This is a genomic window from Rheinheimera sp. KL1 (assembly GCF_001275035.1).
Lineage (GTDB): Bacteria > Pseudomonadota > Gammaproteobacteria > Enterobacterales > Alteromonadaceae > Pararheinheimera > Pararheinheimera tangshanensis.
Genome location: NZ_LAMX01000019.1, coordinates 264,926 through 287,645 on the forward strand (window position 1 = coordinate 264,926; position 22,720 = coordinate 287,645).

The window sequence follows — 22,720 nt, forward strand, 5'->3', positions numbered from 1 at the left end:
ATGGATGTCGCTCAGTATTTTATAAAAAATAAAACCTCGTCCTGGCTGGTCACCCTTATTCTGCTGATAGGTGGCACCATGGCCTATTTTGGTCTGGGGCGACTGGAAGACCCACAGTTTACGTTAAAACAAGCCTTGATTATTACTTCTTATCCTGGCGCTTCACCTTTGCAGGTAGAAGAAGAGGTTAGTTATCCGATTGAAAATGCGATTCAGCAATTACCTTATGTCGATCACGTGACTTCTATTTCCACCAGTGGTACCTCGCAAATTATGGTGGAAATGAAAGGTATTTATCGTGCCAAAGAGTTAAAGCAAATTTGGGATGAACTGCGTCGTAAGGTGCATGATTTAACCCCTGCGTTACCTCCTGGGGTGCAGGCGCCCGTCGTCAATGACGACTTTGGTGATGTATACGGCATGTTATATGCCATCACCGGCGAAGGCTATTCCGACGAAGAGATCCGGGATTATGTCGACTTTTTACGTCGTGAGCTGGTGCTGGTTGATGGGGTTGGTAAAGTCTCTGTCAGTGGGCGGCAACAGGAACAAGTCGTAGTCGAAATATCCCGTTCCCGTTTGGCTTCATTAGGCATTCCACCGACACAAATTGCCAGCTTATTGCAAACTCAGAATGTGGTCAGTAATGCCGGCGCTTTGCGACTCGGACCTGACAGGATCCGAATTCACCCTACAGGTGAGTTTCAGTCAGTGCAAGAGCTGGAACAGCTGATCATCAGTAATCCAGCAGCCAAAGAGCTGATTTATTTAGGCGATGTCGCCAAAGTATACAAAGACGTGCAGGAAGTGCCGAGTCAGATCTTAAAGTTCGATGGTAAAAATACCCTGACCCTTGGCGTGTCTTTCAGCCAGGGGGTTAACGTCGTCGATGTCGGCGCTCTGGTGACAGCCCGCCTAAAAGAGCTGGACTACGCTCGTCCTGTAGGTATGGATATTAATACCATCTATAACCAACCTGCCGAAGTGGAAGCTTCGGTCGGAGGCTTTGTACTAAACCTGGTGGAATCGGTTGCTATAGTGATCGTGGTATTACTGGTGTTTATGGGGCTGCGCAGTGGCTTTTTAATTGGCCTTATTTTACTGCTGACTGTGCTGGGCACCTTTATTTTTATGCAGCAAATGCAAATTGAACTGCAGAGGGTGTCTTTAGGCGCGCTCATTATAGCGTTGGGCATGCTGGTGGATAACGCCATAGTGATCACCGAAGGTATTTTAATTGGCATGCAAAGACGGCTGAGTATCAGTGAGTCAGCTTCTGCCATCGTCAAACAAACCAAATGGCCTTTGTTAGGTGCGACCGTCATAGCGATCACTGCTTTTGCTCCTATAGGATTATCCAGTGATGCAACGGGGGAATTTGCTGGTAGTTTGTTTTGGGTGTTATTGGTCAGTTTACTCTTGAGCTGGGTGACTGCTATTACCCTGACCCCGTTTTTCGCCAGTTTGTTTTTTAAAGAACAACTCAAAGCCGGATCTGAACATGAGCAGGCCGAGCCTGAACTTTATCAGGGCTTTATTTTCGAGGGGTACAGAGCAGTTCTAACCGCAGTGTTGCGCTACAGAGTATTAAGTTATGCGCTAATGATTCTATTATTAGTGCTGTCAGTTATGGGGTTTGCGAAGGTCAAACAAGTATTTTTCCCTGCATCCAATACTCCGATTTTTCTGGTGGATTTATGGCAACCCGCTGGTACTGACATTCGACAGTCCGATGCTGAAGCTCTGGACGTCATCAAGTACTTAAAATCATTGGATGGAGTAGAAGCTGTTACTTTAACCTCAGGTCGTGGTGCTGATCGTTTTATGCTGACCTATCAGCCTGAACGTTTCTATGCAGCCTACAGTCAACTGGTGGTGCGGGTGCAGGACAAGTCGCTGCTCTCTGGCCGTATGGCGGATGTCAGCTCCTACATAGATGAGCAACACCCAGGACTTAGACACAAATTAAAACGGTTAGATGTGGGGCCTTCCACTGCAGCTAAACTCGAAGCCCGTTTTAGTGGTGCCGATCCTAATGTGCTACGACAACTGGCTGAGCAGGCTAAGGCCATTATGGCGCAGGACTCAGGCACCCGTAATTTACGCGATGACTGGAGTAACAGAGTCAAAGTGATCCGGCCTCAGTTTAATGAAGCTTTAGCGCGCAGAGTGGGGATCAGTAAGCAGGATATCGACGATGTGCTGCTGACCCATGTGAATGGCCGTACTGTGGGTATTTATCGTGACGGCACACACTTACTGCCGATCATCACCCGAGCGCCAGATTCAGAACGGCAAAGTGTTGATGCGCTGTCAGATTTGCAGGTCTACAGCCCTAAGTTAAACCGCTATATCCCGATCAGTCAGGTGGTGAGTAGTTTTGCTTTGGAGTGGGAAGACCCACAAATTATGCGTCGTGACCGTAAACGCACTGTCACTGTGATGGCCGATCATAATATTTTAAGTGATGACACCGCAGCCTCTTTATTGAAAAGAGTGCGGCCTCAAATCGAAGCTATACCTCTGCCTACTGGTTATAGCCTGAGTTGGGGTGGAGAGCTGGAGGCTCAGACTAAAGCGCAAAAGGCTTTGTTCAGTTCGCTGCCTATGGGCTATCTGGTGATGTTTGTTATTACGGTCTTGCTGTTCAACTCAATGCGTGACGCTTTGGTGATTTGGGCTTGTGTGCCTATGGCATTGATTGGTGTGACGTTGGGGCTATTGTCAGTCAATGTGCCATTTGGCTTTTTAGCCTTGCTTGGCTTTTTAAGCTTGTCAGGTATGCTGGTGAAAAATGGCATCGTCTTACTTGATCAGATCAAACTCGAATTAAGTCAGGGGCTGGCGCCTTATCAGGCTGTATACGACAGCGCAGTTAGTCGGGTTCGTCCCGTCTCTATGGGCGCTATCACTACTATTTTGGGGATGTTGCCTTTGGTCACCGATGACTTCTTCGCCAGTATGGCAGTAGTCATTATGTTTGGCCTGGGTTTTGGCACCATTCTCACCTTGCTGTTTTTACCTCTGATGTATTGCTCCATCTACCGGATCCCATCACGGTCTTGACGCTTTAAAATAAAAAACCGGGAATACTGAAAAATATTCCCGGTTTTTAGTTACCACAACCTAATAAACTAGTTGTTGAAGTGAGGCAACCTTGGTTTGTTAGGTTCCCTTAACTTTTTTTCTACCGTTGTTTTTGCCGGAATACTTTTAGTGAACAGCGACATACTTGTTTGAGCAGGTGCTGTTTCGTTCCAATAGTTCACACTCAGTTCTTCATACATATTTAAACGAGGTGGGATCAAGACCTCCATTGGATCTGTGCTTCTATTACGGGAATACGACTCTTCCAATACGTAGATACGTCTGCCTAGCATTCCTGATTCAGACTTAAGCAAACGATAGTTACGAATGTTACAGGAGTAGGCTGTATTATCGTTACAAGCTCTCCGATTGACCTGAATCATACTGGCGCCACTCTCATCCGGTATTTCAATCCATGTCATCTGTGGACCCAGGTTTGGGATCATCTCTGGAGGTGTTCCTGTGTACTGATACATTTGATAGCCGGTATTATTGTTTTTAAACATAAAACCAAAGTAACTAAAGCCGCCTTCCCACAAAATACGGTTATCCTGCCAATAGTACTTATTCCAGAGGTTGATCATGGAGTTCCAGTACGATCCCTCCTGATTGATATGATCGTATTGTGAGAAGTCGCTGCCATCGAGCTTTAAGCTATAGTCAGTATCTGCAGCTATTAAATTGCCCTCTGCATCGTAAACAGAAATCAGCGCGCTGGATTTATCGTCTAATTGATCCAGCTTTCTGAACTCCAAGCGGGTTTTACTGGCAAAAGTAACAAGGAGATGTCCCGCAGCGTTCAGTTCCCAATCGAAACTACGAGCAGTTTCTTTTGTTGTTCCTGTGCCGTTTGGGGCAAAGTTGAATGTTTCCGCAAACAATGAACTGAAGAGAAAATCCGGGTTTTCATTATCATCAAAGCTACGCAACACCCATTGGCCTGGGATTTCTTCAGCAGTAAATTTTAGTGGCATCTGAGTTTCAATATTACGGACGAAATAATCTGTGTTGATAATTTCGGTTTCACCATCTGTACTGATCACCACACCATTGCCCAAGTCAATAGGTGTTAAAGTGCGTTGTATTTTCTCTGAAAAACGGTACACATCCATAGTGTTACCTTTTACCGTTCTCCACATTTGTGCACCGGTAGTGATTTGAGTGACTTGGATAGTGGTTATTCCTGCGTCAGTCAATAGCTTCATTTGTTCGGCCGTCAGACCAACAAAACTTGTTTTAAGATTTGTGTAATAGGTAAAGGGACTAGTGTTAGTGTAATCCAGTTCAATGGCTTGCTCACTGATGGTCCAGTCAAATGAGTAATGCGAACCAGTGGTATACCTTGAACCTGTCCCATCTTCATTAAACATCAGTTTCTCACCAAAACGGGATAAAAAGCCCGATTGCGCTGGCATATAAGTGACATACTTTCCTACCAGGCTTGTCTCATCCTGCGGCTCTACCACATCAGGATCAGCAACTAATGTCGCTATAGCTTGCGTAATAGCATCCGGATTTTCTGTTTCCACAGCCTCTTTGTAAGCGTTGTACAGCTCAGGTTTATTGAGCAGACTGACCACATCTGTCACGCCTTCAGGCAAAGCATCTTGTTGCGATAAGATGTACACCAGCGCTGCAGCTTCAATCAGCAGATCAGGATCAATAAGTTTTTCTACTGCGTCGTATGTGCTTCTATCAATCGGCATAACATTGTTATTTTCCGCTAGCAGCAGAGCATAATGAGCGGTAGATACCGGGTTTATCGACGTATTTATACTAATGCCGTTGTTTTCTGTTGCCAGAGCCTTATCTGATCTTGATTGGCGCTTTTGTGTCAGCAAACCAGATTGAGGGCTGGCACTTTCGGTGGGCACCGCGTTGGCTGTTAAATCAGGGAGGAATTTGTAAAGTTCCAATCCTGCGATCTGAGTTGAACTTGCTTTTAACAGCGTTAGAAAATTTGTAGCATCATCATCGACTTCCACTAACAAAGTGAAATTACCTGATGCATCTGCTGTGGTCGAGAAGGTCTCTTCAGCCACTGTAGCGCTGACGCTTGAATTCGCAAATGCAGCTTCAGTAACTTTTCCCGTCAGACTATAGGCCGTTTTGAGTTGATCAATAACGACATCACTGATCAAGGTACTGCCTTCGTTATCATCGTCCATAACACTGACTGAAAAGCGAAGAGTGGTGGCTGAGGAAACTGCGGGCACTTCAAAGCTGATACTGCTGGTATTTGCACCGCTTAGTGTGACTTGAGGACCTGATAGCTGTGTCCATTGATAAGAGGTAATTTCTCCATCCGCGTCCGTTGCTGTGGCTTGAAAACTGGCCGTAGATTTTTCCTCTACACTGGAGAAATTGGCGGCAAGATCAGGTAACTGATTTTTCGCAATATTTACAGTTACATTGGCTTGCGCTTGTTGATTCGCACTGTCTGTGACAGTAACCCGCAATACTGCTACAGAGTTTTCGTCGACCTCAGGTGCTGTCACCTGAACCTCTGATGCAGCTACGCCTGTTAAGGTCAGCGTTGGACCTGATAGTTGCTCCCACCGGTAACCCGAGATTTCCTTGTCGTCTGTAGCTGTGGCTGCCACAGTTACCAGACGTTTCTCTTTTACTGAGACCGAACTTACCATTGACACAGTAGGTACTTCATCTTTTTGATCTGAACCACATCCAGCTAAAATGGCACAGGTCATCAGACTTAAACCAACATGTGTTAAATAACTAACTTCCTTCATAGTCACTCCTTGTTAATTTCGTTGTTACATTAAGTATTTAATTCACATCTGTAAATCTGTGTTATCGCATATTTAGGTAAATGAGCTGAAATTGCATGAGGTGAAGTGTGGAGATTGTTTTTGTATAAAATATTTTGTTGAGTGACAGCGGCGATGTTTTTACTTCAGTTCGGTTTACATCTGTTTATTTTTGTCTTTTTTTGTGTTTCTATCATGCCTCTGAATTTCATATCTCTTTATGTTGATTTTTAGTCAACACAAAGAGATAAAGTGTATGTACATAGGTTGTTTGTTTTTGTGTCCACAAGCAGAGTGTCGTCTTGTTTTGCAGTGATCTTTGCAGGCAGCCATTGATAAAAGGGGGCTTGATCAGTGAATGCCCCGAATTGGATCTTATTCGAATGAAAAAACTAGCCCTTTCTCTGGCATGCAGCTTTGTCTTTTCTGTTACTGCTGCTGACCATCTGCCGCCTTTACCTGACTGGCAAGGTGCGACCTTAAGTCTGATTAAACCTGCGCAGCATCCCTGGGTAACCCCAGCTGAAGTGTCTGATTTGTCTGAAACACCTGACTACGAAACTACGATCAACTACCTGCAACGTCTGGCGGCCAGTACTTCATTAATTAAGCTTGAAGTAATAGGACAAAGCCCGCAGGGCCGTGCTATTTATCTGGTCAAAGCCGGCACGGATCCCGACATGATTGGACGGGACAATAAACCGCTGTTACTGGCGCAGGCTGGTATTCACAGTGGTGAAATTGATGGCAAAGATGCGGGTTTAATGCTGCTGCGTGACATAGCGCATGGCGATAAAGCGGATTTGTTAAAAGACGTCAACTTGTTGTTTATTCCAATTTTTTCGGTTGATGGTCATGAGCGTAGCGGCAAATACAACCGCATGAATCAACGCGGGCCTGAATTGCAGGGCTGGCGTGCCACAGCACAAAACCTGAATTTAAACCGTGACTATATGAAAGCTGAAGCGCCTGAAATGCAGGCGCTACTGAAGCTACTCAATAGCTATAAGCCGGATCTGTATCTGGATATCCATGTGACAGACGGTGAAGATTATCAGTACGACATCACTTATGGTTTTAATGAACCTTTTGCTGCCCTAAGTCCGAATGCGGCCAGTTGGCTTGCCAGTAGTTTCCGCTCTGAAGTGGATCAGGCGCTCACTGCTGCAGGTCATATTCCGGGGCCGCTGGTGTTTGCTCATAACAGTGCAGATTTCAGTAAAGGCCTGGCAGGGTCTACGTCTTCTCCACGTTTTTCCAATGGCTATGGCGACTTGCGTCATATCCCAACAGTACTGGTGGAAAATCACAGCTTAAAGCCTTATAAGCAAAGAGTGTTAGGCACTTATGTAGTGTTGGAGCAAAGTCTGAAACTGTTGCAGCAACAAGGTACTGTGCTGAAACTGGCGAAAAAAGCCGATGAAAATGCGCGGCCAGAACGTCAGGTACTCGCCTGGAAAGCCAGTGAAACCCCTGATTACATTGCATTTAAAGGGGTGGAAGCTGTACAGAAAAAAGATCCGATCACAGGTGTCACTTATCAAACCTGGACAGGTAAACCGCTGAATTATGAGCAACTACCTGTGTATTGGGAAAAAGAACCTGCTGCTGAAATTGACGTGCCAAAAGCCTATTGGATCCCACCAGAGCAGCAAGAGGTTATCGCCAAGCTGGCATTGCATGGTGTGCAATTTACTAGTTTAAAATCACCAAAAACTATTCAGTTACAGCAATTAACTGCCACTTCACACGAGTTTGCCAACAAACCTTTTGAAGGACGTTTTGCAGTCAAAGCTGAGTTTAGCCGTACCTGGCAAAAAATCCGTTTACCTGCGGGTTCAGTCCGGGTCAGTACCGATCAGCCGTTAGGCGCTTTGGCTGTTGCCTTACTGGAACCTACAGCGCCAGACTCTTTATTCAGCTGGGGTTATATGCTGGGTATGTTTGAGCGGGTTGAATACTTTGAAACCTACGCCATAGTGCCGCTGATTGAGACTGCGCTGAAGCAGGACAAAAAGCTCAAAGCAGAATTTGACGAAGCGCTGAAGCAAGACAAAAAGCTCTCTGCTGACCCACAAGCCAAGCTGCAATGGTTGTATCAACGTTTGCCATACTACGATCAGCATTACCTGAAATATCCAATCCTCATCGAATAATGAAAATGGGGTCAGCTCACATTGTTATTAAAACTGTTAACAATGTGAGCTGATCCCATTTTTAACTGACGAGTTCTTTGTCCGAGTTGCTGAAAATCGCGTACTGGTTTTTGCCCGAGTGTTTAGCCTGGTACATCGCTATATCGGCTTGTCTTATTAACGTGGCATCATCCACGGGCTTTTTCTGCGGATAAAAGGTGATACCAATGCTGGCGCTGACTTTAGCCTGCTGTTTTTGCAGTGCAACGGGTTGACTGACGCTCTGGAGCAAACGTTCAATCAGCGGAATACAATCAGCTTCGCTGGGTAATTCGGTTAATAAAGCAATAACTCATCCCCGCCCAATCTGGCGAGTGTATCGTTCTCCCGCATCAAACCACGCATTCTGTTGGCCAGTTCAACCAGCAAACAATCACCGGCTTCATGGCCCAAACTGTCATTCACTTCTTTGAAACCGTCGATATCAATAAAAATAACGGCCATTAGTTTCTTTTTGCGTTTGGTGAGTGCCATATTTTGCGCGATTCTATCTTTCAACAACAAACGGTTGGGTAAGCCGGTTAGCGCATCAAAATGGGCAATAACACGGAGCTTATCTTCCTGAGCTTTTTGCACCGTAATATCGGAAAACAAAGCCACATAATGCGCGGCCTGATGCTGCACATCGCGCACCACGGAAATCGTCAGCGCTAACACGATAGATTCACCGGTTTTGCGTTTTCCTTGTATTTCGCCTTCCCAGAAACCTGCCCGGCTCAGTTCCTGCCATAAGGCTTCGACATACTCTTTGTCCGACTGCGAAGTCACCAAAAGTGCCAGATGGCGGCCTAAAGCCTCAGTTTCGGTATAGCCGGTAATGCGGCAAAAGGAGTGGTTTAAATCCAGAATTGTGCCACTGGCATCTGTGATAAAAATGCCTTCCCGGGCCTGAATAAATACGCTGGCGGCCAGCTCCTGCTTCATTTGTGCATGATGACGTTCTGAAATATCCAATTGTGAGCCTATAACCTCAGTGACATGGCCTTGCTCGTCTCGCAAAGCACACAACTGGTTTTCAATGCAGATCAACTGATGTTTCAGCTGCGGATCCTCTGCATAAAGTCCTGAATGAGCGACATTACGCTCCAAAGTACAGCTATATTTCAGTACTCCAGGGTAACCAGCGCTGACCCAGTCCATAAACTTTTGTGCAATCAATTGCTGGTTATCCGGATGCACAGATAAATTCCACCAATTGGCCATCCGCATGATTTCCATGGAGCTTTTCAAGTACATCGTAAAGCAGTTTGGACTGATATAATTCAGCCGCATTGTGATAGGGTCGAAGGCATAAATAACAGAAGGGCTGCGCTCAATCAGTTGATCCAGCCGTTTAAAGCTCTTTTGCAGACGTTTTTCTATCCAGTGACGCCGGCTAACGTCAGTGCAGAGCAATACAAAGTGAGGACTTTCAGCAGACGCTCCGGGCAAGCGGAATAAATCGGAATCCAGATACAACTCTTTGCCGCTGGCCAGCTGTATCTTAAGGCTAAGCACAACAGTCTCCTGAGGCTTATCCTGCAGGCGTTGCATCGCTGTTTGCACTACTGATTTCTGCTCAGGTTCAGGCAACCAATCAATCAAAAACTGTCCTTGTAAGCTGTCCGTAGTGATCTGCAGAAGCTTCAGCGCATTGTCATTAAAATGCACAATACGGCCTTGCATATCTAAACCAAACAACAGCACATGCACTGTATTATTCAGCACTGTACTCATCTGCGTTTTGTGCAACATCAGCTTTTGGTTCAACTGTTGCAACTTGTCGTTGACCAGGCTTTGTCTGGCCTGTTTCTGTCTGGAGACAATGTACAGCGTCAGCAGCAACACCAGCAGTGCCACAACAAAGGCCAGAGTTGCTCTGTGATCAGTCCAGCTATGCAGATAACTGCTTTTCCCTTCTGCCTGATAAGGCGGCAAAGACAGCTCCCGCAAGGTGTATTCAATCGACTGATAATCAGCTGCAGCACCAAAAGCTTCTGAAGATCCGTCAGTTCTGGCTTGTGTTTCCCATGCCAGCAGCGCAGCCATCATGCGGCTTGCTAAGGCGGGTTGTACAGTGGGCATCATCACTACCGGCCAGTCTGGATAAAGGCGGGTGGAGCTTTGCACCGGCAGTTCAGCCAGTTCCTGCTTGTTCAGCAGTTTTATTTCGTTAGCGGTCAGCTGGCCTTGTTCGATCAGCGTTTCCAGCACGCCTGTTCGGACAAAACCTATGTCCACCTGTTTATTTTTTACTTCGGCCACTACAGCCTGATCAGACCTGGCTGCACTGAGCTTATGTGCAGCTAACTGAATGTCTAGTTGTTGTAGTTCTTTTAACTGAGCAACATAGCTAAAAAATGAAGAGGGACCGCCAGTTGCGATCTTCGCCTGAGAGATAAAGCTCAAATCACAGAGTGGATTCGACGCCAGACAAAAAATCACACCACCGGCCAAATCAAACTGACCTGATTTGGTCAAGGTTACCTGACTTAGCAGCGGAGCTCGCACCGCACCTTTGGCTTTTAGTTTAACGTAATGGTAGGGGTCCGTTAACAGAAAATCTGCTTTGTTTTGGATATCGTTTAAATCCGCGTTAGCAGGGTCGATAGCAACGAGTTGCACTAGATCCGGTGCCAGCTGGACTTGCAGGAAAAGCTGCAGAGCACCGTAGTGCTGCATGCTGTGTTGGGCATCTTGCGTAACAACAGCAAAACGGATCGTTAAAGCAGATGCTGGTGCAGCCAGCCAGGACAGCAACAACAGGCCAAAGATCAGGGTCTTCATCAGTTCAATACCAGTTGACGTAAAGCTGCGGTATCAAATAAAGCGCTGCTATAGGTTTTGGGTTGTGTTGCTTTTGGCATAAAGTGGAGCAGCTGTTGCATCGCCTTGTGCAGCGCGTCCGACTCTGACAGCAAAGCAATGCTCTGAGCCAAACCAGGGTACTGCACGCTGGCAAAGTAATTTGTCGTCTCACTTAACGTCAGATTACGCCACAAGGCCGTGCGTCGCATGCTGTCACCGGAAAACAATCGCAGATGATCCAGTCCCAGATAATAACTATTGAGTAAAAGGGCCGGAATATCACTAAGCAGGTTCACCCTGTCTGTTCTGATGGCCAGCACCTGGAACATCAGGGCAGGGCACTGACTGCTATCAAACAGCCGTTTTGCACCGGTACGTTCGATGTAATGTGAAACCGGAGGCGTGTTGATTGCCGCATCAATCTGGCCATTTTCCCATGCCATTAATTGTTTGAGCTGAGGCAGATAAGCAACTTCTATGTCTTGTCGTTGCAAACCGGATTTTTGTAAATAGTGTTCGAGCAATAACTCAGCCACTGCGCGAGATTCCAGCGCTATGATTTTGCCTTTCAGTTGTGCTGCGCTGGTTAGCTCGGGGCGGGACAACAAAACATTTGCACCACAAGAGCGGGAAAGAATAAGGATCACCTGCAAAGGTATATCTGCAGCCAAACAAGTCAGCACTTCATCCAGTGCAAGAGTGGCAGCATCCAGCTCACCTGCGAGCATGGCACTGACAATCACCTCTGCCGACTGACTTTTGCGCAGCATTACGTTATCGGGCAATAAATTGAAATGATCGCTGATATAAAAAGCTTCATGGCCAGGGTGCTGATACACCCCAAGGCTAAAATCTTTTTTTCTGCCGCAGGCCGAAGCCGCAGTCAAAAGCAAAGGGCTTGCCACGCACAGTTGTAAAAAACGGCGACGTGACAACCCGAACAAGTTCCCCATAATAATGTGCAATCCTTGCAACTCAATGGTTGCTAAATCAAATCCAGCCGAAAAACAGACATCCCTTGTTCCTTAGGCTTCAGGCTGGGTGGAACTTATTCCTCTATTGTCCTGTCGCGTAAATACAATACAGCTCAGACACAACACTGTGATAAAGAGCACCGCATTCGCAGGTGCCTGTAAATTGAAATCCACCAGGTTATGGATCAACATATGAACAATAGCAATGGAACAGCCGAAAGCTATGCCTCTGCTGAGTTTATTCTGTCTTAGCCTCATGGTTTGCAAATTCAGCCACAGCATCCACAACAACCAAAGTCCAAGCAAGACGGTTAATGGAACTCCCAGTTCAATCGCAAACTGCAGGTATTCATTGTGAGCATGATCATAAAAAGCTGAGTAGTGGCCAGGTTGATAACCAGGGAACACCGTATAAAAAGTGCCACCGCCATGACCAAACCAGGGCGCATCAGCCACTATAGGTATACTATCCTGCACAACTTCGTCACGGGTTTCAGATGAAAACGACGTTTCTTCGTAACGCTGTTGCAGTTTCTCAATACCAAAAATAGAACCTACCGCAATCATATCCAGTATAAAAATACTGATCACCAGAGGTTTTAGCAGCGCAGGTTTGTTTTTGTAAAACCAGATGGCATACAAAGAGATTGCCAGCAGGGCAGTGAAAAAGGCAGCGTTGCCCATACGGGAGCGGCTTAAGATGAGGCCGATAACCATGATCACTAAAGCCAGACGCAACAAAATTTTAGTGCTGAGCATAGATTCCAGCACAGTACGGCTGATATTACGCCAGTTCCACTGCATAGCACGGCTGGATAATTCAGCCATTAACAAGCCCACGCCCAAAGCCAGCGTCATTGCCAAATAGTTGGCAAAATGGTTCTGATAAACAAAAGAGCCACGGGCTCTGTTGCCTTCAGGCACACCGAAAATTGGAGAGGTTTCAGCACCCTGTAAATTCAGGATAGCGCCATAACTTGCCTGAAATACACCACTGGCGACAATGATGTAACACAGCAGCTTCAACTGGCTGTCTGTACGGAAATAGCTGCTGATCATCCAGGCAAAAAGGCCATAACACAGCGTTTTAACCCAAAGAATTTCTGTTTGATTCGGGTCCACAGTGCTTAACCAAGACACCGGAGACCAAAGCTGCGCAGCAAGCACCGCCAGTATAGCGACAAAAGGTAAAAGACTGAGCTGTTGCCAGAGTCCAGCGAACCAGGGAGAGCGGCCACGATAGACGGAAATTAAATGTAGACTGAAAATAACAAGGATCATAAGTTCAAGAATAGCCCATGCCCAGGGTCTGTTACTTGCCAAAGGAATAGGGCACCAGACCAGGGTGAAACAACACAAGGCTCGGATCAGAGAAAACAAATATTGTCGTGTAGCCATCGGGGAGCGCTTTCCATATCGCACCGATACTCAAAATGTATCAGGGTATAAAATACTAAGGGCCTTGCGGCCCTCTTCTATCCATCGTCCTTGAAGTTACCGCTTTGTTGACTTAGCCATCTCGCCCCAGTCACATAGACTAACTATGTTCCAGGGGTCTCACTGGCTTGTCGCTTCGCCGTACCTTCAAGTCACTTGGATATATAACTAAACAGTTACAGCTCTTAGTTGCCTGAAGCAGTACCGCCGCCGCCACCTGAACCGCCGCCGAAGCCAGCGCCACCAGGAGCACCAACAGTGCCTGTACCAGCACCCGCACCAGCGCCTGCACCTGCGCCAGCACCTGGACCTGCAGCAGTAGCTGCAGCAACAGTCGCAACGTTCACGCCAGGCGTTGCAGCAGCGATAGCAGTGATAGTATCAGCTGGTACACCAGCAGCTGCAGCAGCAGAAGCTACAGCAGATACAGCTGATTCACCGATAGTTGCAGCAGCAGCCAGAGCAGCAGCAACTAAAGCTTCTTTAGTTTCAGCATCCGGAGCAGCAGCAATTAAAGCTTGCAGGTTAGCTTCAACAGTTTGTGAAGCAGCAGCTTCTGCTTCAGCAGCAGACATACCCTGAGCCTGATACTGAGCAACCAGCGTTGGGTATTGAGCAACTGCAGCATCAACAGCTGAAGTATCTTGTGCCATTGCAGCAGTGCTGAACAGCGTAGCAGCAAACACCGCTGCAGCAAGAGTGTTCATTTTTTTCATATTTAACATCCTTTTTGATTAATTTCTGGGCGAATGCACCAATTCTAGGTTAATGAACGGTTGTGTCAAGACAGATTTTTTCACTTGTGCATTAACTTTCTGTGGTGCAAGCAACCAGTTGCCCTGAACCGCGTTTACTCCAGCAGCAAAACAACTGTCCATTGTTTGCTCACATTCAATGTGCGGCGCCAGCACTTTAATTCCTATACCGTGACTGATCTGGCATAAGGTCTTGATAAAGAACTGGTTGTCCGCGTCATTGAGTACGCTCACGTAAGCACCGTCAATTTTTACGTAGTCGACATTCAAACCTTGTAAGTACTTGAAAGTGGCCATACTTGAGCCAAAACGCTCGATACAAACTTTGTATCTATTTTGTTTAATCACATTCATCAGTGCTTTGGTTTCTTCTGGCGCTCGCAAAATAGAGTACTCAGACACCTCAAACACCAGACGAACTTTACCAGCTAATAATTGCAGTTCTTTTTCAAGCCACTGCAAAAATGTTGCTGAACTAACCGCACCCAACGATAAATTAATAGCGTAGGTGTGGTCAGGTTCATTCTGCACTTGCTGCAGAATGAAATGAATAACCTGCTGATCCAGTTGCAACGACAATCCTTGCTGCTCAGCCATAGCGTAAGTTTCAGCAGTAGACAGTTGCGAATGCAGGTAATAAAAGCGTACGAAAGTTTCAATATACTCAACAGACTTGTCAGCATTAATGACAGGCTGAGCCCACAACTCAAAATTTTGATTCTGGATCAGATCCTTGATCACCGCATGCCAGGCCATTCTGCCTTCTGGCTTAATCAGCATGCTTTCATCTTTAACCATCACAGGTAAGTCTGGCTGCTGGGCGCGCTGAATAATAGCGCTGTCTAAGCTGGAAAGGCAGTGATGCAGGTTATCCTCAGGCTCCACTTCCATCAGAGCTACTGAAGCAAAACCTTTAGGATAAAACACGCTGTCCAGCAGCTTCAGTTTGGTGCTTAATTGCTGTACTTGTTGTTCCAGTTCGTCAGCACCTAAATGACTTAAAAAGATAAAATCACTGCCACTTAAACGGAACAACTGGTTATTAGTCATTGCTTCGAGCATTTCTTTAAATTCTTTTACCGCCAGCAAAATATACTGGTCAGCAGCTTCAAAGCCCTGACGCTGATGCACTTCCGTCAGCGAATGCAAACTCATCATGCCAATATGCAAACGTAAGTCATGCGCTTTTTGCTCAGTTTTTTCGGCGGCGAAACGTTGTTCCAGCAAACGTCTGTTGCCAAGGCCGGTCAGCATATCTGTGAATACTTTGACCTTCAGCTCGTCGGCCTGCAGGCTAAGCGACTTAAAACTACGCTGAATATTAGCCACCATTGTATTCATGGCTTTGACCACAGAACGCAGATCCGTAGTAAAGGGCAGCTTGTCTTGTTGCAAAAAGTTCTTTTTGCCAACTTCCTGCGCCTGCACCTCAATGCGGCGCAGAGGTTTGAGCACGGCATAAACAATCAGTTGAATAAAAAGCGCACTGAATAAGGTGATTACCGCAATGCTATAAAAGCTTTGTCGTGCTTGTTGCCACAGTGTTTTATAGGCGATACCAGGATTAGACTGAATAGATAACACACCGGCTACCATCCAGCCGTTATTCACTTCGCTGCTTTGGAAAGGCGGTGACAAAGGAAAAAGCCGGACAAACCATTGAGGGACTTCGTCGTATTCGATAGGATTTTGCCGCTTAATTTTTACTTCGCCTTTCGCGGTTTTAAATTCCAGTTCGGCGTAATAACCTGAGTCAAAAATAGCGCTGACCATGGTCTGGGCTATCACCAGGTCGGGGTCGTCCATATAAGCGACATCGACAAGCCTAAACTGGTTGCCGCGTCCTGAGCGTGAGATTTCATCTGAGTGTTCAGATAATTTTGTGTGCTTTGTACAGAAATGTACAAACTAAACGAGAAGGTAAATAAAGCCACCAGCACTATTAATAAGTGCAGTTGTGTCCTTAACGAAATACCCGGGAGTTTTCTCCACCATTTATGCGCCATAACAGTTACATTCCCTTTTCAATTCTGTTTAGCAAATCCTGCCAGTTCGAACCGCCTGTTTTGCCTTCTACTTTCCGGCCCAGCCTTGTGCTTTTGCAAGCCATAACCCTTCAGCATTAAAACCATAAATAGGTTTCAAATCCGGTCTGCGGGTGGCAGGCTGAACTTTTTTGATCAAATTGTCCAGAACCAAAGGCACAGCGTCTTCAGTTTCCATGTAAATGAGTACCATATGAGGCTCATTTACTGACATTGCCCTGACATACATAATCCGCAACTTGCTATCAGGTATACCCATTGCCCGCAGTGACACATATTTTGCTATTGCAAAGTCTTCACAGTCACCGGCCGCTGTGCCAAGCGATTCAAGTGGGGTAGCCCAATAATCTGTCTGGCCCCAATGCTTTTGATCAGACTCATAACGCATCTGATCATTAAAAAATTTGTTTACTTTATTAACCCGCACCCAGTCTGATTCCGATTTACCTTCCTCAAGTAAATCGCGCCACAGCTCGACTCTTGCCAGAGCTGCATCACCGTACTGAGATCGAATAGTCTGCAGCATCTCCGGCTTAAACACAGGCAGCACATAGCTGGCATTGCTAAAGACAGATATAGAAAGAGCCAGCAGTGCTACAACAGTATATTTGCGTAGCATAAACCTCCCTGCACAACCTGATGTGCAACTGACATTAGCATTTAATCAGGCACCTTCCATGACATAAGAGCCTATCTAACCCGTATCTGCTGCGTGTTCAATAGAAACTTTGTATTAAGTGAATCAGATTTGGCTGAAAAAGATAGATTAATTTGCCACTTTCTGCCTGACTTGCCAAGGTGCAGCAGCATCAATCATCCACAACCAGAGCTCGTGCATTAGTTTAGGGCGATTATGCACCAATTTGGCCTTGAGTGCTGCAGCTAATTACGAAAAATGTAACCATATTTCGCAAATTTATCGAATTTATCAAATTTAAACTATCAAATTTAATACTTTTTAGTGGCATGAGATATGCTTTGCTTTGTAAACCATGCCACTTTGTTATATAGTGCTGCGCGTTTTTTCACTTTTCTGTCATAGAGCAGGGTTAAAGTAAAAAACGTTTTGTCCGGTGAGGACTAAGCATTAAAGGCAGGGAACAGCCTTTGCTGAGTTGTTGAGCAAAAGTAGTGAGTTCGTTGCGTCGTTGAATTCTGTATAACTTTTTTGCGCGAGTGAACTATAGAAGCACTCTGCATCAGTAACAAGAGGGAATTTTATATGCAAGCTCCTGACAACCGTAAAGTAACCAGAGCCGTTATACCTGTAGCAGGCCTGGGCACCCGCATGTTACCCGCAACCAAAGCTATTCCAAAAGAAATGCTGCCTGTGGTCGACAAACCTCTTATCCAGTATGTGATTGAAGAAGCTGCCGCAGCAGGAATTACTGAAGTTATTTTGGTAAGCCACAGCAGTAAAAATTCGATTGAAAACCACTTTGACACCTCATTTGAACTGGAAACCCAGTTAGAAAAACGAGTGAAACGTTCCTTGCTGGACGAAGTGCGCAGCATCAACCCTAAAAACCTGACCGTAATTTCAGTGCGCCAGCCTGTCGCATTAGGCTTGGGCCATGCCATTTTATGCGCTGCTCCAGTGGTAGGAAACGAGCCGTTTGCGGTGTTATTGCCCGACGTATTAATAGATAAATACCGCAGCAACTTACGACAAGACAACCTCAAAGCCATGATCGACCGCTACGAGCAAACAGGTGCCAGTCAGGTTATGGTAGAAGCTGTACCACGCGACTTAGTCAGCAGTTACGGTATTGTCGATTTAGCTGGCCAGCCAATAGAGGCGGGGCATTCGGTTAGCCTGAAAGCTATGGTTGAAAAGCCAGACGCAGACGACGCTCCTTCTAATATGGCCATTACAGGCCGTTATGTATTGTCACCTACAGTGATGGAAATTCTGAGTTTTACCCAACCTGGTGCTGGCGACGAAATACAGTTAACCGACGCTTTAGCGCAACTGCTTACCGAAGAAGCCATGGAAGCTTACCGTATTGTAGGGCGCAGCCACGACTGCGGCAGCAAACTGGGTTATTTAGAAGCTATAGTAGATTACGCCTTAAAAGATCCTAAACTAGGTGCTGATTTTGCGGCATTATTGAAAAAAATGACAACAGGCACTCCACTTAGTTTAATTGCCTGATCTGATTTTACGGCCATGTAAATTGTTGGGACGGGCTTTATCCCCGCCCGCAAAGCATTAAAAAAGGATGGTAGCTAAAAACCGTCATACGTCACAAAGGGAAAGGGAATGAAGATTAGTATTTTTGGTACAGGCTATGTTGGCCTGGTAACCGGTGCTTGTTTGGCTGATGTAGGCCACGACGTAATATGTGCAGATGTAAATCAGGCAAAAATTGACGGCTTAAAACAAGGCATTATTCCCATTTACGAACCCGGCCTGGAAAGCGTGGTAAAAACCAACGTTAGCCAGGGCAACCTGCGTTTTACCACCAGTGCTGAAGAAGCAGTGCAACATGCCGAGGTTATTTACATCGCTGTAGGCACACCACCAGACGAAGACGGCTCTGCCGATTTGCAATATGTAATGGCTGTGGGCAAAACCATAGGCCAGCTAATGCAAAGTTATAAAGTGGTAGTAAACAAAAGCACAGTACCAGTAGGCACGGCCGACAAAGTCACTGCTGTTATTCAGCAGGTACTTACTGAGCGTGATTTTGCAGCCGAATTTGACGTGGTATCCAACCCCGAGTTTTTAAAAGAAGGCGCAGCTGTCGCCGACTTTATGCGACCAGACCGCATTGTTATAGGCACCAGTTCTAAGTTTGCCGAAGACATAATGCGTGAGGTGTATGCACCTTTTAACCGCAATCATGAAAAAATCATTGTGATGGATGTGCGCAGTAGTGAGCTGACCAAATACGCCGCCAACTGCATGTTAGCTACCAAAATCAGCTTTATGAACGAAATGGCAAATATAGCCGAGCGGGTAGGGGCTGATATTGAAAACGTGCGCAAAGGTATAGGTTCAGACCCCCGCATTGGTTACCACTTTATTTATGCCGGCTGTGGCTACGGCGGCAGCTGCTTTCCGAAAGACGTGCAGGCATTGGCACAAACTGCCCGCCAGTTTGGCTATACACCTGAAATTCTCGATGCAGTAGAAGCCGTAAACTATCGTCAAAAACACAAACTCTTTGAAATGATCTGCAAGCATTACGGTGTATGGGATAAAGCTGAAAAGGGCGAAACCAAAGATATTCTGAAAGGCAAAATTTTTGCACTTTGGGGCCTGGCATTTAAACCTAATACCGACGATATGCGTGAAGCGCCAAGCCGTGTTTTGATGGAGCAACTTTGGGATGCCGGTGCTAAAGTGCAGGCTTATGATCCTGAGGCTATGGAAGAGACGCAGCGGATATACGGTAGTAGATCTGATCTATTCCTATGTGGTACGAAAGAGTCCGCAATTAAAAATAGTGATGCGCTTGTAATTTGTACTGAATGGAAAACATTCAAGGCAATAGATCATAGTATTATATCAAGTAACCTTTTAGAAAATGTGATTTTCGATGGTCGGAATCTATATGATGTACGTGCAATGAAGAAAAGTAACATAAAATATTATTCGATAGGGCAGTCGATTCAGTAATCAAGAGGTTTATTTTAATGCGAACATTGAGAGTTCTATCAAATTTTTCTGATTCAATGATGAAAGACTTACCTCAATTGTCATTTATAAACTTTGCATCGTTATCTTCATATTTTATTGATGAATCGTTAGATGATGTTGTGTATTGTTGTGATGGTATGTTAATGGCTGGGTTAATATCATTGTTAACCAGAACTAATGTTTCTAGGCTAAGTTTTGATAATACATCTATAGCTCCCGTGGTTTTTCAATTCTCAGCTGAAAAAGGTTACCCTGTATTCTTAGTTGGAGCCACAACTGAGCAAGTAGATATGTTCGCTACGAAATTAAAAAATACTTACAGTAACATCACTTTAGCCGGTTATGTAAATGGTTTTTTTAATTTAAATGAAATTGACTTCGTAATCGAATCTATAAGGGCGTCGGGTGCAAAAATAGTAATTTTAGGCCTTGGAGCTGGTAAGCAGGAGGCCGTTTTGTCAATGATCAGCAAACAGATAAACGATGTAGCTATTTTTACTTGTGGAGGTTTCATAAGGCAGGAAGCAACAAGTAAGAAGGAATATTACCCACCTATTATTGATAAAATGAATATGAGATTTTTATATAGGATGTACAAAGAACCTCATACAATTAAGCGCTATTTAATAAATTACCCTGTTAATCTTGTCAAAATAATCTGTATGAAAGCTATAGGTAAAATACAAATTGAAGTCTACTAGACTAATGACACTTTTTCCTTTTTTTTCAAATGCAAGTTTGGCCGCTACGACTTTGATATGTTCAATGGCTGTTGCTTATTTGTATGGACAGGAAGCATTTGGCCTCTTTTCAATTTTTGTTGTTACTAATGCTGTGGCTCAGTCTTTACTAACTGCGGCATTTGTGAACCCGTTTGTAAGAGAATTTCAAAGAGCCAATGCTAGTTCAGAGGTATATGTAAGACTGGCTCTACTGTTCGCTTTAGTTCTATTTTTTATTGCTCAATTTTTATTTTATTGTGTATTCACAGATTTTAATATTTCTCTAATTCTATCCTTTTCTGGATGTTTTACGCAGATAAGAAATTATTATAAAAGCTTGAATATATCGAGAATGAATATATTTTGGTCTTATTTTCCTGATCTTGTTTTTTCTTTGCTATGTTTACTGTCCGTTCCTCTGGTTTTATTATTTAAGTTTAGTTTTTTTATAGATTTTATATATCTGTATTTGGTGTCATCCATCGTTTCATTGTTTACGTGTTTTTATAACGATCGATTCTATTTAGGAATGAGTAAAGTCGGATTGCTTAGATTTCTTGTTATTGCAAAAGAGAGGTGTGGTCATTCGTTTGTTTCTAGTTTTTTTATGGAAGTAATAAATAACGGATACAACTTTGCTATCGTTTTTTTCTACGGAACGCTCGTGTATTCGAACTATTCGTTAGCGTTTATGTTTCTCAGGCCCTTAACTTTAGTTACGATGACATTGAATCAAATATATAGAGCGCATTTAAGTCGTGATTCGAGTAAACATACTTATCTTTTCAAAAGATTTCTTATGGTTAACACCTCTGCTTTGATATTAAATATATTTTTTGTTTCTATCTTGGCATACTTTTTCCTAAACGAAATAAGTGACTCTTATGACAGAGGCTTAGTAATTAATGTTTTTCTTATAATGATTTTGGTTTCGTTTTTTAGATACTTAAAGTCATGGTGTATAATTCGCGCGCAATCTTTGGGGCAATTTACCCAGATTAATAAAATTGCTATCCCCAACAGTGTTTTTTGTGCCTTGTCACTGACACTAGTTGGTCTTTTGAACCTAAACTCGTTCTTTATGACTATCGTTCTAATGATCTTTGAGGTGTTGTTTCTTTTGGGTTTTCGCAAAAAAGGATAATGGTGAAATAATGATTATAAGTATAATTACGCAGATGGAAGCCGCTGGAGCTCAAGGAGCAATGATTCGATTGCATAAACGATTCATGTTAGATGGATTTGATTCGAAAGCTGTATTCCTATACAAAAAAAGAGACGTGTATTCAAATATCCCAAACGTAGTTTGTATGCTAGACCATCAACCAAAAGGTATATTTGATTATATAAAAATATTTTTTAGATTATTTCAATTTATATCTAAAAATAAAGGTGCAAAACTAGTCTGTTTTACACATTATGCGAACATCATTGGTGGAGTCATTGGGCGTTTAGCTGGAGCTAGTAAGATAGTTATCTCTCATCGTAACCCTGTTGAGTCTTATCCAAGAGCCGCTAGATTTTTCGATAAGGTTATTGGGTATTTGGGGCTATATAACGAGATGATTTGTGTATCACAAGCAGTTGTAGATAGTTTTAGTAATTACCCTCAGCGTTATAGAAAAAAACTTAATCTTGTCTTAAATGGCATAGATACTCCTACAGGTTACAGCGCTAAAGAGTTTGAGTGGATAAAGAAGCCTGATAAAGTGACTCTTGTTACAACTGGACGTTTGCATCCTCAAAAAAATCAGAAAATATTGATTGACGCTATTAAAGATTTTCCTAATCTATCATTGTACATCGCTGGTGATGGCGAGCTTAGAGAAGAGTTTGAAGGCTATATTCGAGATATGAAACTTGGTGGTCAGGTAGCTTTACTAGGTGAATTACCGCCGGATAAAGTGTACAGTTTTCTCTCTAACGGAGATGTATTTGTATTTCCTTCCTCTTGGGAGGCTTTTGGATTTTCTGTTGTGGAAGCAATGGCAATTGGTTTACCTGTTATTGCTAGTGATATACCTGCTATGAAAGAAATAGTTGGAGAATCAGGTATTTTAATCGGAAACAATAATATCGACAACTGGCGTTTAGTGTTTTCAGACTTGTCAGAAGGCAATTTTAATTTGAAAAAATATTCCAATTATTCTTTAGAGAAGGCGAAAAGATACTCATTGGATGTAATGTATAAACAGTATAAAGACTTGATTTCTGGAGAGTAGATTGTGCTTCTTAGAACCTTTAGTCAGCTTTCAGATGTCAATATAAAATTTAAGATATTTTATTTAACGTCTTTTTTTTTTG

The 22,720-nt window shown here is 44.2% G+C and carries 13 protein-coding genes and 1 pseudogene; 6 read left to right on the forward strand and 8 right to left on the reverse strand.

What is annotated here, in order from left to right; translation table 11 throughout:
- Positions 1-3,066, forward strand: a complete 3,066-nt coding sequence (locus WH43_RS10925; protein WP_053424630.1) for an efflux RND transporter permease subunit — start codon at positions 1-3, stop codon at positions 3,064-3,066.
- A 68-nt stretch (positions 3,067-3,134) separates the two neighbouring features.
- Here the strand turns inward: WH43_RS10925 and WH43_RS10930 are convergent, their stop codons facing one another.
- Positions 3,135-5,837: a PKD domain-containing protein gene (locus tag WH43_RS10930; RefSeq protein WP_053424631.1), complete on the reverse strand. Its 2,703-nt coding sequence runs from the start codon at positions 5,835-5,837 to the stop codon at positions 3,135-3,137.
- Between the two features lie 401 nt (positions 5,838-6,238).
- Here WH43_RS10930 and WH43_RS10935 point away from each other — a divergent pair, with 401 nt between their 5' ends.
- A complete protein-coding gene (locus tag WH43_RS10935; protein WP_053424632.1) occupies positions 6,239-8,011 on the forward strand; it encodes a M14 family metallopeptidase in 1,773 nt (590 codons plus the stop codon).
- Positions 8,012-8,072: 61 nt separating this feature from the next.
- Here the strand turns inward: WH43_RS10935 and WH43_RS10945 are convergent.
- The 7 genes and pseudogenes from WH43_RS10945 to WH43_RS10970 all read right to left on the reverse strand — a co-directional run.
- Positions 8,073-10,816: pseudogene (locus WH43_RS10945) on the reverse strand (diguanylate cyclase domain-containing protein); the annotation flags it as partial.
- Positions 10,816-11,790, reverse strand: coding sequence for an ABC transporter substrate-binding protein (locus tag WH43_RS10950; RefSeq protein WP_053424635.1), 975 nt, complete (start codon positions 11,788-11,790; stop codon positions 10,816-10,818). The gene WH43_RS10950 and the pseudogene WH43_RS10945, both read right to left, overlap by 1 nt.
- A 72-nt stretch (positions 11,791-11,862) precedes the next feature.
- Positions 11,863-13,209, reverse strand: a complete 1,347-nt coding sequence (locus tag WH43_RS10955) for an O-antigen ligase family protein (protein WP_053424636.1) — start codon at positions 13,207-13,209, stop codon at positions 11,863-11,865.
- Between the two features lie 224 nt (positions 13,210-13,433).
- Positions 13,434-13,964 (reverse strand): hypothetical protein, encoded by a 531-nt coding sequence (locus tag WH43_RS20675; RefSeq protein WP_053424637.1) that lies wholly within the window; start codon positions 13,962-13,964, stop codon positions 13,434-13,436.
- Positions 13,965-13,982: 18 nt separating this feature from the next.
- Positions 13,983-15,809 (reverse strand): bifunctional diguanylate cyclase/phosphodiesterase, encoded by a 1,827-nt coding sequence (locus WH43_RS10965; protein WP_053424638.1) that lies wholly within the window; start codon positions 15,807-15,809, stop codon positions 13,983-13,985.
- Positions 15,788-16,009, reverse strand: coding sequence for a LapD/MoxY N-terminal periplasmic domain-containing protein (locus WH43_RS19825; RefSeq protein WP_082335750.1), 222 nt, complete (start codon positions 16,007-16,009; stop codon positions 15,788-15,790). The genes WH43_RS10965 and WH43_RS19825 overlap by 22 nt, the downstream gene beginning before the upstream one ends.
- 67 nt (positions 16,010-16,076) lie before the next feature.
- Entirely contained in the window at positions 16,077-16,667 is a 591-nt protein-coding gene (locus WH43_RS10970) for a transglutaminase-like cysteine peptidase (RefSeq protein WP_082335751.1), read from the reverse strand.
- Positions 16,668-17,270: 603 nt separating this feature from the next.
- Here WH43_RS10970 and galU point away from each other — a divergent pair.
- The 4 genes from galU to WH43_RS10995 all read left to right on the forward strand — a co-directional run bounded on the left by galU (position 17,271) and on the right by WH43_RS10995 (position 22,638).
- Complete coding sequence (galU, locus tag WH43_RS10975; protein WP_053424639.1) at positions 17,271-18,203, forward strand: UTP--glucose-1-phosphate uridylyltransferase GalU; 933 nt, start codon at positions 17,271-17,273, stop codon at positions 18,201-18,203.
- A gap of 108 nt (positions 18,204-18,311) precedes the next feature.
- On the forward strand, positions 18,312-19,673 hold the full coding sequence (locus WH43_RS10980) for a UDP-glucose dehydrogenase family protein (RefSeq protein ID WP_053424640.1): 1,362 nt from the start codon (positions 18,312-18,314) through the stop codon (positions 19,671-19,673).
- A gap of 17 nt (positions 19,674-19,690) precedes the next feature.
- The gene (locus WH43_RS10985; protein ID WP_053424641.1) at positions 19,691-20,395 is read left to right on the forward strand and encodes a WecB/TagA/CpsF family glycosyltransferase; all 705 of its coding nucleotides are present in this window, start codon (positions 19,691-19,693) and stop codon (positions 20,393-20,395) included.
- A gap of 1,175 nt (positions 20,396-21,570) precedes the next feature.
- Entirely contained in the window at positions 21,571-22,638 is a 1,068-nt protein-coding gene (locus WH43_RS10995) for a glycosyltransferase (RefSeq protein ID WP_053424643.1), read from the forward strand.
- Positions 22,639-22,720 lie beyond the last annotated feature (82 nt).

Excerpts from the sequence above, each read along its gene's own strand:
- WH43_RS10925 (WP_053424630.1), top strand. The coding sequence starts at position 1 with ATGGATGTCGCTCAGTATTTTATAAAAAATAAAACCTCGTCCTGGCTG.
- WH43_RS10930 (WP_053424631.1), bottom strand. The coding sequence starts at position 5,837 with ATGAAGGAAGTTAGTTATTTAACACATGTTGGTTTAAGTCTGATGACC.
- WH43_RS10935 (WP_053424632.1), top strand. The coding sequence starts at position 6,239 with ATGAAAAAACTAGCCCTTTCTCTGGCATGCAGCTTTGTCTTTTCTGTT.
- WH43_RS10950 (WP_053424635.1), bottom strand. The coding sequence starts at position 11,790 with ATGGGGAACTTGTTCGGGTTGTCACGTCGCCGTTTTTTACAACTGTGC.
- WH43_RS10955 (WP_053424636.1), bottom strand. The coding sequence starts at position 13,209 with ATGGCTACACGACAATATTTGTTTTCTCTGATCCGAGCCTTGTGTTGT.
- WH43_RS20675 (WP_053424637.1), bottom strand. The coding sequence starts at position 13,964 with ATGAAAAAAATGAACACTCTTGCTGCAGCGGTGTTTGCTGCTACGCTG.
- WH43_RS10965 (WP_053424638.1), bottom strand. The coding sequence starts at position 15,809 with ATGGACGACCCCGACCTGGTGATAGCCCAGACCATGGTCAGCGCTATT.
- WH43_RS19825 (WP_082335750.1), bottom strand. The coding sequence starts at position 16,009 with ATGGCGCATAAATGGTGGAGAAAACTCCCGGGTATTTCGTTAAGGACA.
- WH43_RS10970 (WP_082335751.1), bottom strand. The coding sequence starts at position 16,667 with ATGCTACGCAAATATACTGTTGTAGCACTGCTGGCTCTTTCTATATCT.
- galU (WP_053424639.1), top strand. The coding sequence starts at position 17,271 with ATGCAAGCTCCTGACAACCGTAAAGTAACCAGAGCCGTTATACCTGTA.
- WH43_RS10980 (WP_053424640.1), top strand. The coding sequence starts at position 18,312 with ATGAAGATTAGTATTTTTGGTACAGGCTATGTTGGCCTGGTAACCGGT.
- WH43_RS10985 (WP_053424641.1), top strand. The coding sequence starts at position 19,691 with ATGCGAACATTGAGAGTTCTATCAAATTTTTCTGATTCAATGATGAAA.
- WH43_RS10995 (WP_053424643.1), top strand. The coding sequence starts at position 21,571 with ATGATTATAAGTATAATTACGCAGATGGAAGCCGCTGGAGCTCAAGGA.